The organism is Methylophaga thiooxydans DMS010 (genome assembly GCF_000156355.1).
In the GTDB taxonomy this organism is placed as follows: domain Bacteria; phylum Pseudomonadota; class Gammaproteobacteria; order Nitrosococcales; family Methylophagaceae; genus Methylophaga; species Methylophaga thiooxydans.
In genome coordinates, this window is sequence record NZ_GG657883.1 from 36,467 (window position 1) to 50,844 (window position 14,378).

Genomic DNA, 14,378 nt, shown 5'->3' on the forward strand with positions numbered 1-14,378 from the left:
TTGGAATTGTTGCACAGTGAACGAAATTGGATAATGACATTGAAGCTGCATTTACTATTTTAGATTGCTTCTTCATGGTTATCCTCAAATTTGATTCTCTCGTTGGATCTTGGGGATGAACGGTCGCAGATACCAGACATGATTCATGTCACAGGTATTGATTAATGCGGTTCGTTCATCCCTTTTTTTTTGATAAAAACAGTTCATTTTAAGACTAAGGAAAAGGCATAAGTTAACCAGAGATTCATATGGTGAAAAAAAGTTTACACACCCCTTGACATTCAAAATCGGTCATGCGTAAATGTAACTAAGTTTCACGATATGAAATATTGTTTACCTAACATTGGTTTGTTGAGTGAAATGGTTTAGCTTCCTTATGGTTATGACTAGTAACCCGTTCTCTCGTTGGGACGTTGAAGGCGAACTGCCGCAGCTTGGATACGAATACAGGTGCCGATTAAGGCAGCGGTTAGTTCACCTTCCTTTTTTCATAGCTATGATGCGCGAGGCTGATACGTCTACAAAATAAGGATAAACGTTATGAATTTGCCACTTAACACTACGCTGGAAGATGTTCAGAACACCCCTGATAAACGCCAGCTAGCCATCGATCACGTTGGTATAAAGTCATTACGTTATCCAGTCTTCTTCGAAAGCGATAATGCGGGTCCAATCCGAGTCGTAGCCAGCTTCAATATGTATGTGCGTTTGCCTCACCATGTGAAAGGCACCCATATGTCTCGCTTCGTCGAATTACTCGAAAAACCGGGACAAGTTTTTTCCGTCATCACGATGAAAACGTTTATGCAGACCATGCTGACTGTTCTAGAAGCGGACAGCGGATATGTCGAAATGCGTTTTCCCTTTTTTCTATCAAAAACGGCACCGGTGTCTGGTGTTGCCAGCATGATGGATTACGGCGTGACCTTAAAAGCTGAAATGGGTGAGCAATTTACGCTGACGGTGAAAGCTGAAATACCTGTGACCAGTTTATGTCCTTGCTCAAAGAAAATTTCGGAATATGGTGCCCATAACCAACGCTCTCTGGTTACCGTCGAGGTAGAAGTGGATGAAACCTTAACGCTCGATCAGCTCATTGCTATGGTTGAAAAGCAGGCCTCTAGCGAGTTGTACGGCTTACTGAAACGTCCTGATGAAAAATACGTGACCGAATATGCTTATGACAACCCTAAATTTGTTGAGGATCTTGTCAGAGATATCGCAGGAACATTGGATAAAAGCGAAGCAATAGACGGGTTTCGTGTGGAATGTGAAAACTTTGAATCGATACATAATCATTCAGCCTACGCCATGATCGATCGTATGTAAGGAGACGACTATGAATAGTCCTGCAATCCCATTTTCACCCCGAACAGCACCGTCTCAGATATCGCCGATAGAAGAGATCATTGAAGACATCCGCCAAGGAAAAATGGTGGTCTTAATGGACGACGAAGACCGTGAAAACGAAGGTGATCTGATCATGGCGGCAGATAAAGTCACGGCTGCTGATATTAATTTTATGTCGATGCATGCCAGAGGGTTGATTTGCCTGACCTTAACTGAACAACGCTGTCGACAACTCGATTTACCGATGATGGTGAGTAAAAACGGTGCATCTTTGGGGACTAACTTTACCGTATCTATTGAGGCTGCTGAAGGAGTCACAACCGGGATATCGGCAGCAGATCGTGCACGTACTGTGCAAGCAGCCGTCGCCAAAAATGCCCAATCTTCAGATATCGTCAGACCCGGTCATATTTTCCCTTTAAAAGCACAAAAAGGTGGGGTGTTGACCCGTGCCGGTCATACCGAAGCAGGTTGTGACCTGGGACAGTTGGCAGGGCATGAGCCTGCCGCCGTGATATGTGAAATCATGAATGATGACGGCACGATGGCACGTTTGCCGGACCTCCTTACCTTCGCTGAGAAACATGATTTAAAAGTGGGTACAATTGCTGATTTGATAGCGTACCGCCACCGTAACGAGCAATTAGTCACTTTCACTGACAAACGACACATCAGCACCTTATACGGCAGCTTTGAGATGCTCAGTTTTCGTGACTTGACCACTGAACAGAGCCATATTGCGTTGGTTTGTGGAACACCGACAGCAGAAAACGCGACCTTTGTTAGGGTTCATGCGCCCATCAATAACTTTGATCTACTTGATAATAACCGACATGGTCATACCTGGAGTGTCGCGGAAGCTATGCGGTTTATTCAGGAGCAAGGCGAGGGAGTGCTCGTGTTACTGCGAGGAGACGAGCAGGACTGGAATGCACAAGTGTCAGGTGAGTATCACTACGAACAAGAGTCACAACTCAGGCATTATGGCATTGGTGCACAAATCCTCAAGGAGCTTGGGGTAAGTCGGATGCGACTGATGACCTGGCCCAGAAAATTACCTTCTATGGGCGGGTTTAATTTATCGGTCGATGAATATGTGTTACCAGATGAGTCAAAACAACGTAACCTCGTCGGATCAGCATCAGCTTAAACGTGCGCTTTAGTTCAGCTAAGCTGAAATAAAAGGCAGGAAATACTGGCTTAATCAAGAGTCAACATAACTGAAGTCAGCCTTGTGCTTGGCGTGATAAAGATAAGTTTATCCGTACTGGGTTTTAAATTATTACATGCTGCAAACGTGTAAAAAATTAACGAAGTGAGGACGACCTCACCGCTCGAGAATCACCGGGGACGACCCCATCAAAGGAGAAAATGATGGCGTGGTTAATACTGTTGATAGCGGGACTACTCGAAGTTGTCTGGGCTGTTGGACTCAAGCAGTCTGAAGGGCTGACACGATTATGGCCTAGTCTACTCACTGTTTTTACTCTACTACTAAGTTTTTGGTTGCTGGGGCTGGCTATGCGGTCTCTTCCTATTGGCACGGCCTATGGCGTTTGGGTAGGTATCGGCGCGGTTGGAACCGTAATCTTTGGTATCGTATATCTTTCTGAACCAGCAGGTGCAGCCAGATTAGTTAGTGTTGCATTGATTATATCTGGCATTATTGGCTTAAAACTCTCAAGCTGAGCGTGGTTTATATCGGGAGCTTACATGGCCGTATCAGACAGGTTAACTACCAATAATCTTTTTTGCCATACATGCAAATTCGTAATGGATGAGTATGCGGTGTGGTGAATAAAGCAGATAGTCACTATAGCAGCACCGATGCGAAAAGCCGGTTTAGCCCGGTGGATGGTCACTTTTCACTCCATCGCAGTATTGATTGGACTGGTGCATTCTGGGTTGCGAGTGGTGTTGCGGCCTTAGTCCTGTTCTCAATGGGAGCGATTACCGCAACCGTTGGTAAACCTGCCTGGATTGTATGGATAATTTCCATCAGTTTCGGTTTTATTCAAGCATTTACCTACGCGGAAATTGCGGGTTTATTTCCCCATAAGTCAGGAGGCACATCTGTATATGGTGCCGTGGCTTGGATAAATTACAGTAAGCTCATTCCGCCATTATCGATTTGGTGTAACTGGATTGCATGGGCGCCGGTGTTAGCTATCGGCTCGGGATTAGCGGCGGGCTACATTCTGACGACGCTGTTTCCCGCTGATGCCGTCATTAATACCTGGCAAATAACGTTGTTGGATCTTAGTTTTTTGAAAGCCGATCTGACACTCAGGGTGAATGCGACTTTTATCGTTGGTGCAACACTGATGATTATTGTCTTTGCCATTCAAAATGGTGGTATTTTGCGCTCAGCAAAAGCCACCATGATCCTTGGTTTATCGAGTCTCATTCCACTCCTGTTACTTGCTTTAATTCCTATTCTGACAGGCGATATGCCTTCAGAGCATTTCTTTCCCCTCAAGCCATTAGCGTTTGATGATAGTGGCTATGTGATTGATGGTGAGTGGGATTTAAATGGCTGGATACTGTTGGCCGGTGGGTTATTTATTGCGGCATGGTCTACGTATGCTTTCGAAACAGCTGTTTGTTATACCCGCGAATTTAAAAATCCGCGGACAGATACGTTTAAGGCAATATTGTTTTCCGGTTTATTGTGCTTGATAGCGTTCACACTGATTCCACTCGCTTTTCAAGGGCACCTGGGTTTAGGTGATTTAGTTCAGATGGAAACCTTAGATTCGTCTGGCAGTGTTGTCTCACCTGCTGTTTATGACGGTATGTTAGCAAGCGAAATCTACAGTGGTATGGGCGTCGCTAAGGCCTTGTCCGGAATCTTAGGCGGCAGTGCCATATTGATGAACTTCTTTGTGGTGATGTTAGTACTGGCATTATTGTTACCCATCATGACGGCGATGTCAGGGTCATCCAGGACCTTATATCAAGGTGCTGTCGATGGCTTACTACCGAAGTATTTATCCCATGTAAATGATAATGGGGCACCCACCCGAGCCATGTGGACGAATTTAGTGGTTAACTTATTATTGCTGAGTTTGTCTGATTATGTGTTTTTGTTGGCAGCGTCAAATGTCAGCTATATCATCTTCAACTTTCTTAACCTCAATGCCGGTTGGATTCACAGAATTGATAGACCGCAATGGGACAGACCCTATCGTGCACCGAATATTTTGATGGCAATAGGTGGAGTATTGGCATTTGTAAACTTGGCTCTGATGGCTTTGGGTGCGAATATATGGGGCGCTGGTACGTTAATAAGTGGCTTCATTGTTGCCGCCTTAATTATTCCGATATTTTGTTGGCGTCATTATGTTGTCGATAAAGGCAAGTTTCCCAAAGCGATGTTGGATGATATGAAGCTTGGTGGCGAGGCGAAAGCAGAAAAGCGAGCAGGAGCGTTACCCTACATTGTTTTGGTTGCGGGTGTGATGACGATAGCTGTGATTCGTTACGCCATCAGTTAAACGTATTGAAATAGAACCACATGGTGTTCTGAACGATCTTTATCGTGTTCAGGATATGAATAAAGAAATTGAAATAAAGAAAGAGGAATTTTAATGGCAACAGATCTAGAAAAGGCCGTCACTCGCGATGATATTGATGGCAAAGGTTTGAAAATTGGTATTGTCCAGTCTCGCTTTAATCAGGAAATTGGTAATGCGTTACTCAGTGCTTGTAAGTCGCAATTGCTATTAAGTCAGGTAGACGAAAAAGATATTACTGTGATGACTGTGCCCGGCGCGCTGGAAAGCCCATTAATGCTGCATGAAATGGCATTGACGGGATCCTTTGATGGTCTGATTGCCCTCGGCTGTATTATTCGTGGTGATACGTATCATTTTGAGATTGTTGCTAATGAGTCTGCGCGTTGTATTTCAGATATTCAGATTGAGACAGGTATACCCATTGCCAATGCAATTTTGACGACTGAAAATGAAGAGCAGGCGATAGCCAGAATGACTATCAAAGGTACTGAGGCAGCTCAAGTCGTTATGGAAATGATTCAGGCACTAAAAAGCCTTGGCCGGAATTAGCGCGAGTTCATGCTGTATTAGGAGCAATAGTGATAACTATTGCTCCTGCTTTCTGAAAGCAAATCTTCATTATTGATAAAAACTGCCCCAAAATGGCTATTTTCTCTAGCTTATCAAACGCTTATTTAATCCCAACACTTTCTCAAAATCCCCCCTGAATTACTCAAAAGGGAGTACTCCATCATAGGAATTTCGGAGTGTTTCTGATTTAGATATGTTCTTTCCTGAGGTTACTTTTTTATTATTACCGGAGAGAGCCATGAGTAATTCAACCCAAACTATCAGCGAACCTGAGTCTGCTGTGACACGCAACTCGGTACTTAATATCCGCCATAAAGAGCTTGGCTCTAAGTTGGATGGTGACACTTGGAATGGTATGCCTATTCCATGGAGTTACCATACTGATGTCAATGACGAAGTGGTTGCCGTCAGAACACGTGCGGGCCTTTATGATGTATCCGCGTTGAATATTGTCAATGTGACTGGCCCATCGGCGTTAAAAGTTTTAGATCAGCTAGTGGCCATTGATGTCACTGAACTTGAGCCCGGAACATCCCGACTGGCAGCTGAAGTCAACGAAGCCGGTGCCCTTGTTGATGACATCATGGTTATCTGTGATGCCAAAGATACCTATCGTTTATCCCATGGTAGTGGTGCAACGCAAGATACCTTAGCCCGTCTGGCTGAAGGTCATGACGTCCAAATTGCGCAAGATTATGATGTACATATCCTGTCTTTGCAGGGGCCTAAGTCAGTCGATATTCTCGATCCTGTCGTCGATGTAGACCTGAAAACGCTTCCTTACTTTAAGCATGTCGAAACCACCTTGTTTGGTTGCGAAGTGGTGATTTCACGTGGTGGTTATTCCGGTGAACGCGGCTACGAAGTGTATTGCAGTGCAAACGATGCGGTTCATTTGTGGGACAGTATTCTGGAAAAAGGTCACCGCTATGGTGCTATTCCAGCGTCATGGGACTCGCTCGACTTAACCCGTGTTGAAGCTGCGCTATTGTTTTTCCCTTATGACATGCCGGAAGGCGACACCACGCCGTGGGAAGTCAATATGGGCTGGTGTATCGACCTTAATAAAAAAGGTGACTATATCGGTAAACAGGCGTTGACCAACTTAAAAGGCCGCGAACGCTTTAAGCAAGCAGGCTTGGTTTGTCAAAGCAGTGAGGCTGTTGAAATTGGCGCCAAAATCATTAAAGACGGTAAAGAAATTGGTGAAGTCACCAGTGCCATCTTTAGCCAATATTTAATGAAATCTATTGCCATGGTGCATATCAAACCTGAGTTCTCTCAACTGGGAAATCAAGTTGTCGTAACAGGTGCTACGCCGGTGAAAGCCCAGGTCGTGAAAACACCTTTTTATGACCCGATGCGCTTGCGCACTCATCCAGACCAATAGCATAAACCTTGTCCTTGTAGCGACAGGGAAGTCGCTCGGACTTCAAGATGAGGAAACAAACATGGAAAGAGGATATTGGATTAGAAGTAAGCCCCTGTATGACTCGCTGGTCTGGCGTCAATTCGCTACCGGTCATGTCGTTGTTGCACAGGGTGACGGTGGCTTAGCTGTATTGAAATTATTTCAGCAAATGTGCCCTCGTGAGCCAATCAAGTTGTTGTTTGCCGATGATAAGTCGGCGTCAAAGAAATACGCTGACATTATTCAAACGCTGGTTCCAGAGGGCTTACAAATTTGTGAGTCTGAGCAAGCGGCGTTAGCAGCACTCAAGGAGCAACTACCTGACTGTCTTATGGGAACGCAGTTTTATGTTGCTGGCAGTGAAGAGTTTATTTGGGCTGTCCTGGAAGTACTGAAGGAGTATGGCGTTCAAGACAACAATGTTGCTAAAGAACTCTGCGGCACCTTAGCTCGCTCAGTGTATTGCGTTCACTGTAAAACCATTAGTAAAGATGTGCACTTCAGTATTCACGAGTGTGATGGCTGTCGTCGCCACTTGTTTGTTCGGGATCATTTCTCACGTCGTCTTGGCGCCTATATGGGTGTGATGGTCGATGCCGAAGAGCCTGGCAACATTCCGGCAAAAGAGGAGATCTACCCATGAGTATTTTAAATGTGAAAGTCGCTGATGTGGAGCAAGTGACGGACGTTGTTAAGCATTTCACATTGGTTCAAGAAAATGGTGAGCCATTGCCACACTTTTCTGGTGGCAGTCATGTGGTGGTATCGATGAATATCAATGGTCGTATTCACCGTAACCCTTACTCTCTGATGGGCTCAACTGCTAACACAGACAGTTATCATATCTCGGTTCGTAAACAAGAAAATTCACGTGGCGGATCGGTTTTCATGCATGAACAGGTAAAACCTGGTTCTCGCTTGCAAATTACCTATCCGGTCAATTTATTTGCGATTTCTAAAATGGGTCGCCGCCATATTTTGATAGCTGGCGGTATCGGTATCACGCCATTTATGTCCCAAATTGCAGATTTGAATCGACTTGGCTATGACTATGAACTCCACTATGCCTATCGTTCACCAGAAAATGCAGCATTTCGTGAACAGTTAGAAGCAATGTGTGGAAACCGCGTGCATTTCTATGTCGAAAGTGAAGGCGGCAGACTCGATATACCTGACTTACTTAGTCATCAACCATTAGGTACCCATGTCTATATTTGTGGCCCAGACCCAATGGTAAAAGCCTTGCATATTAATGCTAGAGAATTGGGTTGGCCTGAGAATCATGTCCATAGCGAAGAGTTTACTGCGCCGCCTATCGGCGATGAATTCAAAGTGCAGCTCAAGCAGTCCGGTGTTGAACTCGTTGTGCCAGGTGACATGAGCATGCTGGAAGCAATGGAAGAGGCCGGTATTGATGCGCCATTTTTATGTCGTGGTGGTGCCTGTGGTCGATGTGAACAGCAAGTACTCGAATGTGATGGGGTGATTATGCACAACGATCACTACTTATCCGATGCTGAAAAAGCCTCAGGCAACAGCATTATGCCTTGCGTCTCGCGTGCTAAGTGTAGCCGTTTAGTGCTTGATTTTTGAGGATTTAAATAATGAATACGCAATTTAAACAAGAAACATTTCGTGACGATTACACCTACACGAACTCCGCTGAAGCTATTCGTCGTTTTCCTTTTCCTTTTGCGGAAGATGAATACATGTATAGCGTCAATATTGAAATGCACGGTGAAGGAACGGGCGCTGCCGGTTCCGTGTTTGAGCACGGCATTGATGTGGATGAGCACTACATAGCTGAATGTGAAGATCGCCGTATAGTGCTGGATGAAGATCCGGATCGTTACACTGCGTTGCCTCATATGATGGATGCACAATGGGACATGGTTGAATTAATGATGGATTCCTTGTCAAAGGATTATCCCGAACATTTTCAATTACAAAAAGATGGTGACAACTGGCACTGGGTGAATAAACCACTCGGTATTGATCAAACGTTTGTGTTCGGTGATGAAGCCACCTTACCAATGCAACCCTTTGAATATATCTCCCGCCAAGTGCAAGGTGACTGGATCATTCTTGACCAGCGTGATGACGATCTATTTGCCGATATGGGCATGGTGACAAGCCAAGCGGATTGGTCAATGGCTTTTGATGCAGGCATGTCATTTAAAGAATGGCATGGTCCGGTACCACAAGCGAATGAAATTGGTATTTTTGATCGCGCATTGAAATATCTGTTGCATTTGCAGTATGGCAGCCCGGTACGCCGACTTAACTGGACCATGACGATAAATCCACGTCTGGACACGTCACCAGAAAATTATCCATTCTGGGGACCTGATAACGCCTCTGTCACGCCTGAAAATGTCGGTGATAAGGTTTACTTGCGGGTCGAGTTACAGGCCTTATTCCGCCTACCGAGAAGCAATGCGATTGCATTTAGTGTACGCGGCTATCTTATCAGTCTGAATGAGTTGATTACTTATCCGCGATGGGGCAAACGCTTGCATCGCGTACTTAAACAATTACATCCGGATCTGTCTGAATACAAAGGCTTGGACAACTACCGTCAGACCGTTATTGATTTCTTGGCACCATTGGACGATGGTGCGGACCTTGGCTTAGGGACTCATCCCGAGTAAGTAAGCTAGCAAATTTGTGTGAAGGTGGGGGTAAGCGATGATGCAAAATCAAGAGAAAATAGTAGGTAAAACAATGCTGATGATTGTTTTTTTACCAGTCATTGCAGCGTGGCAAGAGCTCGTATCGTTATGGGAAAAGGTGGCAATTATCCCCTTTTATCAATAAACACTTATCAAGTCGAAAGATATAACGAAGGATAGGGCGGTTTATTCCGCTCTGTCCTTTTGTTCGTGACACATCAGGGCTATGCCATCTTTTAGTTCAGTGTGATCCTGGCTAGTTAAATCAATGATGATACCTTCCAGACCCAGTAACTCCCCACTACCTGAGAAAACACCTTTACCTTTTTGTAATACCCATTTAATGCGATTACTGCGGGTCATGATGCGGTAAACAAGATCAAAGCTCTGTTGTTTATGGATTTGTTCTTGAACATGCTCCCAAACCCGTTGTTGATCATCAGGGTATATGAGTTGCATGTAGTTAAATTGTGCGGAGTTAGTCACCTCATAGACTTGATACTCGGTGACTTCTAGGCAGCCTTCACTGGCGAAGTCGAAGGTCCAGTTTCGGTCATTTTTGCAGCGGTAAAGCATACAAGGAATATTGGGCATAATCATATTAGTGGCGCTGCGGGCATTGGCTTTACGGCCTGCGGTCGCTGACTTCATACGGCTAATGTCAGCAAGCGTACCCATGACACTTGTGCGCTCGCCTTTTAGTTTAGATGTCGTTGAGGCGCGCATTTCAAACCAATGCGAGTGACCGTTTTTTGCAATTAAACGTAACTCAAACTGAGATTGTTGGCGTTTCCCCTCGGTAAGCGCCTTTAGTCGCGCTTCAGCCAAGGGTTGGTCTTCAGGGTGAATGAAAGAAAATAATGATTTATCGAGGCTTTCACTACTGCTGTAGTCGAGAATTCTTTCCCATGATGGGTTGAGAAAAATGATTTCCTGATCCACATTGATTTGAAAAATAATTTGTTCAATTCGGTCAATCAACATGTGATAGGTCAGTTCTTGTGAGGAAGAGCTCTTGGCCTGTTCACTGGTCGAGGTGGTGGAGAATTGTAATAAAAATTGATTTGCCTGGTCATCTTGACCTAGGGGGGAGAAAGACACGTGAACCGGAATAGTTGTACCATCAACATAAAGCATTCTGAGTAAGGTCGTTTCGCTGCTTTCATGCTCACTTTTTTGAGTAATAATTTTATTAAGCGCCTGATGGCTGCCAGGGTGAACCAGGTTAGTCAGTGGCATATCTGTGATGTACTCACGCATCCCTTTCAGCCCTAACTCATTGAGAAAGGCGTTATTAGCGAATTTTATGTTGTATCCTTCTATAACAGCAGCTGGCGTTGATAATTTAGTGGAAATGTCTTGTCCCCAAGCCGCATTATCGAGTTTTTTATGCTTTTCAGAAGCTAATGCGCGACGCTGGATTCTTGGATAGATATTGATGATTAAAATGGCAGACAGAAAAAGAGCTAATGCAGAAGCAAGAATAGAAATATGGACTTTGAAAGGGGCTGAGCTGTCCCACCAAAAGCCAAAAACAAGTGCAAACAATACACTCAACATGACGAGACAGAATAAAATTAAACTCATGACGACAACCTTCGGTAATCGGTGTGTAAACAAGGTGTGCTGTCAGCAATGAAAGTCATATATAAACGATATACGGCTTTTTTGAATAGCTTTAGTCGGCGAACACTCTATGCCAAGCTGATGCTGTTGTTGTTATGCATCTCACTGACCGTTTTGTTAATGCAGGCAGGCACAATCTTTTTACTAGATTATATCCCTTCAAGCCAGGCAGCCCTAGAGAAGATTGCAATTCAAAAGGTTTATTGGCACCGCCAGATTGCTAACCTAGATTCAGATAATGGTGATAAGGCCGGTGAAACGCTGAAAGCGATGCAGCAACAGGCATTAGATACATCCGATCCAGATGTTTTGTGGATGCTCAGGCAAGATAGCCCAGATGTTGTGGCGGCGGTGCGACAAGTCGAGCGTGAACAACAAAACTTTGCAGATATTGCCACTTTGAATCTGCGTGCGGCGGGGCAGTTACGTATCGCAGACAGAGTTGCGAAATCTTATGATGAGTTAACGCTGGCTTTGCATCGGGATAGTGAGACAAAGCAGTCAATTATTGGGTTGTTACAAGCAATCAGTCTGATTTTTGTTTTTAGCTGTATCGTCGCCTTATCGCTCGGCGCTAGACGGGTTTTAGTCGAGAGGCTTGATAATCTTCTACGGTTCATAGCGCTCAAACCTCATGACGCAGAACCCCGACACGCGACGGATGAATTTGCTGTGCTGGAACAATGTGCTTCACAGTTGTCTGCCAAAGTGCAAAGTTACGAATCAGAGGTCACGTGGGCTCATCGAACCAGTGAACATACGCGTGTTTTAATCCGTGCACAGGATTTTATATTGCGTTTCATCGAGAGTGTCAGTGAAGACGTTCTTAGTGAACGAACTATGTTGAAAATGCTGTATTCGCTTGAACGCTCACTCGGTTTTAGTAATACAGCACTTATCTATACCGATGACGCTGCGGTTATCTCCAGTGAGCGAATTATCTTTTCTCATCAAAAGCCCCACAACCTCACAGAAAAAATCTTTAAGGAGTTACTCCAGACCGGTAGCATCACTTATGACTATACAAATCCTGAGGGTGAAAAAGTGAGTTGTATGGGAATGACCTTTTCTGGCATCAGTAATGGGGTTGGTGTGTTGCTGGTGGAAATGGATGAAGGTCGGTTTCTGGAAGACTCTGAAGTTAAAGTACTCGAAATCACGACCAGACTATTATCTATGGTGACGAAGTTTCAGAGTCATGATGAAGAGGGCCGCCGGCTGGCGGTATTGGAAGAGCGTGCCGCCATCGCCAGAGAGCTGCACGACTCTCTAGCGCAATCGCTGTCTTTTATGAAAATACAGGTTGCGCGACTGCAAGCTAAATCGGGCGCGCAGCAAGATGACGTCGTAAAGGAGCTACGTGAGGGGCTGGATAATGCATACCGGGAGTTGCGTGAATTATTAACAACATTCCGGGTTCACATGGACTTACGTGGATTGGGATATGCAATTCAGGCAACGATTGATGAATTTTCACAGCGATCGCAATTGGTTATTAGTTTCGATAATCGTTTAGTGAACTGTAGACTGACAGTGAATGAAGAATTTCACATTCTTCATGTTGTTCGTGAAGCGTTATCGAACATAGTCAGACACTCAGGCGCAGACAATGTGACGATATTAATGCTGCTTCAGAAAAACGGCGAAGTAGAGCTGACTATTGATGATGACGGGGTCGGATTTCACCCAGCATCTGATACTTATGACCATCATGGTCAAGCGATTATGAAAGAGCGTGCACAGACGTTGGGAGGCAATGTCGAGGTAATGGCGAGACGCTTTGGTGGTACTCGTGTTCGACTTTCATTTATGCCTAAAATGGCACAATAACGATAAGACATTGAGATAAAAAAATGCAAAACATAATCAGAGTAATGATAATCGACGACCATCCCTTGTTCAGAAAAGGTGTCAGTCAAATTATTTCAGATGATCCCAATTTTGAAGTGGTTGGTGAGGCAGCGTCCGGACAGGAAGGTTTGGAGTTAGCTGAACAAACTCAACCAGATTTGGTGTTACTGGATCTTAACATGAGAGGCATGGATGGCCTGGAAACCTTACGACGATTTAAACAGACGGATTTGCTAACACGCTATGTCATATTGACAGTGTCCGATTCAGAAGATGATTTGATGGAAGCATTAAAGATTGGTGCCGATGGTTATCTTTTGAAAGATATGGAACCGGAAGATTTGCGAGCCAATCTGATGAAGGCTTCAGTGGGGGTGACCGTTCTGCAGGATAGTTTGACTCAGGTGTTGAAAAAAGCATTGTCAGAGCCAGACACTAAAGTCAATCAGGCTGATGCTGGGCTAACGGATAGAGAAAATGAAATACTGGATTGTCTCGCTGAGGGGATGAATAACAAAAATATCGCACGTAAACTGGGTATTAGTGATACCACGGTGAAAGTGCATATTAAGAATATTCTCAGAAAGCTGAATTTGACTAGTCGCCTTGAAGCAGCGGTTTGGAAACACCAGCAGAAATAAAAAAAAGGCCGCTAGTGAGGGGGACTCACTAGCGGCCTTTTTCATGAGCCTTTTTGTCAGTTATAGCGGTTTGCGCTGTCCAACAAAAAATCCTACGCCTTTGTTTGGTGTTTCAAAGGTAATCGTTTCACCATCACCAAAATAGAAAACGTCACCGACTTTGGCTGTGACTTTTTGGCCTGACTCATCAGAAATAACAAACTCACCATCAACAATGACTTTCATTTCTTCATAGTCATATGTATAGACAAGCGGTTTGTCACTTTTGTGGAGGTGAAAAAAACCTGCACACAGTGTTTTATCTTTGCTATCAGAGATGACTGTATCCCCCAACGTTGCATTAACGCCGTCGACACCCATTGATGGTTGTTCAGCTGCAATAGCCTGTGGAATGTATTTCATTTTTAATCTCCTAAGTTTTGTCGATTAGACGATCGCCATTAAAGCGCCATTTCAACAGACCAACAATCATTAGGAAGGCTTACTCTTAAAGTAGTAGTTAACATCAAAATAAAGACTGTTTTTGACGCTTGATAGCTAAAAACAGCAAGGTTTCAGAAAACCGTGTTTAGCAATAAGTGATTCGTGTCGTTGTTATTACCTGTTTTTTGAGTAGCAAACATGCCCACACGAAAGAGCTGACAATATTGAGTCATGGACTTTGTGAACAACAAATCCTACTCTCACCGTAGGTAAAGATTATCGTTCATGGCCTGGCTGACCTGGTTTGGTGATTAGT

The 14,378-nt window shown here is 44.4% G+C and carries 14 protein-coding genes; 12 read left to right on the forward strand and 2 right to left on the reverse strand.

The genetic code is table 11. The features are described 5' to 3' along the window. Window positions 1–540: 540 nt before the first annotated feature. From folE2 to MDMS009_RS16570, 10 genes are all read left to right on the forward strand, one after another. Entirely contained in the window at window positions 541–1,329 is a 789-nt protein-coding gene (gene folE2, locus MDMS009_RS00415; protein ID WP_008289979.1) for a GTP cyclohydrolase FolE2, read from the forward strand. 10 nt (window positions 1,330–1,339) lie between these two features. Then, entirely contained in the window at window positions 1,340–2,500 is a 1,161-nt protein-coding gene (gene ribBA / locus MDMS009_RS00420) for a bifunctional 3,4-dihydroxy-2-butanone-4-phosphate synthase/GTP cyclohydrolase II (RefSeq protein ID WP_008290102.1), read from the forward strand. Between the two features lie 221 nt (window positions 2,501–2,721). After that, window positions 2,722–3,039 (forward strand): quaternary ammonium compound efflux SMR transporter SugE, encoded by a 318-nt coding sequence (sugE, locus tag MDMS009_RS00425; protein WP_455429477.1) that lies wholly within the window; start codon window positions 2,722–2,724, stop codon window positions 3,037–3,039. A 101-nt stretch (window positions 3,040–3,140) separates the two neighbouring features. Further along, on the forward strand, window positions 3,141–4,847 hold the full coding sequence (locus tag MDMS009_RS00430) for an APC family permease (RefSeq protein WP_237700438.1): 1,707 nt from the start codon (window positions 3,141–3,143) through the stop codon (window positions 4,845–4,847). A gap of 93 nt (window positions 4,848–4,940) precedes the next feature. Further along, complete coding sequence (gene ribH, locus MDMS009_RS00435; RefSeq protein ID WP_008290088.1) at window positions 4,941–5,417, forward strand: 6,7-dimethyl-8-ribityllumazine synthase; 477 nt, start codon at window positions 4,941–4,943, stop codon at window positions 5,415–5,417. A 259-nt stretch (window positions 5,418–5,676) separates the two neighbouring features. Next, window positions 5,677–6,828 carry an aminomethyltransferase family protein gene (locus MDMS009_RS00440; RefSeq protein ID WP_008290090.1) on the forward strand — a complete coding sequence of 384 codons (1,152 nt, stop codon included), beginning with the start codon at window positions 5,677–5,679 and terminating at the stop codon, window positions 6,826–6,828. Between the two features lie 61 nt (window positions 6,829–6,889). Continuing rightward, the gene (locus MDMS009_RS00445) at window positions 6,890–7,492 is read left to right on the forward strand and encodes a dimethylamine monooxygenase subunit DmmA family protein (RefSeq protein ID WP_043887675.1); all 603 of its coding nucleotides are present in this window, start codon (window positions 6,890–6,892) and stop codon (window positions 7,490–7,492) included. Continuing rightward, a complete protein-coding gene (locus MDMS009_RS00450; RefSeq protein ID WP_008290084.1) occupies window positions 7,489–8,442 on the forward strand; it encodes a PDR/VanB family oxidoreductase in 954 nt (317 codons plus the stop codon). The genes MDMS009_RS00445 and MDMS009_RS00450 overlap by 4 nt, the downstream gene beginning before the upstream one ends. Window positions 8,443–8,453: 11 nt before the next feature. Then, on the forward strand, window positions 8,454–9,500 hold the full coding sequence (locus MDMS009_RS00455) for a heme-dependent oxidative N-demethylase family protein (RefSeq protein ID WP_008289864.1): 1,047 nt from the start codon (window positions 8,454–8,456) through the stop codon (window positions 9,498–9,500). A 37-nt stretch (window positions 9,501–9,537) separates the two neighbouring features. Further along, window positions 9,538–9,666, forward strand: coding sequence for a hypothetical protein (locus MDMS009_RS16570; protein WP_008289854.1), 129 nt, complete (start codon window positions 9,538–9,540; stop codon window positions 9,664–9,666). Window positions 9,667–9,707: 41 nt separating this feature from the next. Here MDMS009_RS16570 and MDMS009_RS00460 read toward each other — a convergent pair whose 3' ends face one another. After that, a complete protein-coding gene (locus tag MDMS009_RS00460) occupies window positions 9,708–11,108 on the reverse strand; it encodes a PAS domain-containing protein (RefSeq protein ID WP_008290004.1) in 1,401 nt (466 codons plus the stop codon). Window positions 11,109–11,156: 48 nt separating this feature from the next. On the opposite strand from MDMS009_RS00460, the gene MDMS009_RS00465 reads away from it, so the two are divergent. Together MDMS009_RS00465 and narL are read left to right on the forward strand one after the other, a co-directional pair. Next, window positions 11,157–12,977, forward strand: a complete 1,821-nt coding sequence (locus MDMS009_RS00465; protein ID WP_043887676.1) for a histidine kinase — start codon at window positions 11,157–11,159, stop codon at window positions 12,975–12,977. Between the two features lie 23 nt (window positions 12,978–13,000). Then, complete coding sequence (gene narL / locus MDMS009_RS00470) at window positions 13,001–13,639, forward strand: two-component system response regulator NarL (RefSeq protein WP_008289879.1); 639 nt, start codon at window positions 13,001–13,003, stop codon at window positions 13,637–13,639. Window positions 13,640–13,699: 60 nt separating this feature from the next. Here the strand turns inward: narL and MDMS009_RS00475 are convergent, their stop codons facing one another. Beyond that, window positions 13,700–14,041, reverse strand: coding sequence for a cupin domain-containing protein (locus MDMS009_RS00475; protein ID WP_008289969.1), 342 nt, complete (start codon window positions 14,039–14,041; stop codon window positions 13,700–13,702). Window positions 14,042–14,378: the final 337 nt, after the last annotated feature.

What these genes read in the sequence shown, in the direction of transcription:
- MDMS009_RS00465 (WP_043887676.1), top strand. Translation starts at nt 11,157, where the DNA reads ATGAAAGTCATATATAAACGATATACGGCTTTTTTGAATAGCTTTAGT.
- ribH (WP_008290088.1), top strand. Translation starts at nt 4,941, where the DNA reads ATGGCAACAGATCTAGAAAAGGCCGTCACTCGCGATGATATTGATGGC.
- MDMS009_RS16570 (WP_008289854.1), top strand. Translation starts at nt 9,538, where the DNA reads ATGATGCAAAATCAAGAGAAAATAGTAGGTAAAACAATGCTGATGATT.
- MDMS009_RS00455 (WP_008289864.1), top strand. Translation starts at nt 8,454, where the DNA reads ATGAATACGCAATTTAAACAAGAAACATTTCGTGACGATTACACCTAC.
- MDMS009_RS00440 (WP_008290090.1), top strand. Translation starts at nt 5,677, where the DNA reads ATGAGTAATTCAACCCAAACTATCAGCGAACCTGAGTCTGCTGTGACA.
- MDMS009_RS00475 (WP_008289969.1), bottom strand. Translation starts at nt 14,041, where the DNA reads ATGAAATACATTCCACAGGCTATTGCAGCTGAACAACCATCAATGGGT.
- ribBA (WP_008290102.1), top strand. Translation starts at nt 1,340, where the DNA reads ATGAATAGTCCTGCAATCCCATTTTCACCCCGAACAGCACCGTCTCAG.
- sugE (WP_455429477.1), top strand. Translation starts at nt 2,722, where the DNA reads ATGATGGCGTGGTTAATACTGTTGATAGCGGGACTACTCGAAGTTGTC.
- folE2 (WP_008289979.1), top strand. Translation starts at nt 541, where the DNA reads ATGAATTTGCCACTTAACACTACGCTGGAAGATGTTCAGAACACCCCT.
- MDMS009_RS00460 (WP_008290004.1), bottom strand. Translation starts at nt 11,108, where the DNA reads ATGAGTTTAATTTTATTCTGTCTCGTCATGTTGAGTGTATTGTTTGCA.
- narL (WP_008289879.1), top strand. Translation starts at nt 13,001, where the DNA reads ATGCAAAACATAATCAGAGTAATGATAATCGACGACCATCCCTTGTTC.
- MDMS009_RS00450 (WP_008290084.1), top strand. Translation starts at nt 7,489, where the DNA reads ATGAGTATTTTAAATGTGAAAGTCGCTGATGTGGAGCAAGTGACGGAC.
- MDMS009_RS00445 (WP_043887675.1), top strand. Translation starts at nt 6,890, where the DNA reads ATGGAAAGAGGATATTGGATTAGAAGTAAGCCCCTGTATGACTCGCTG.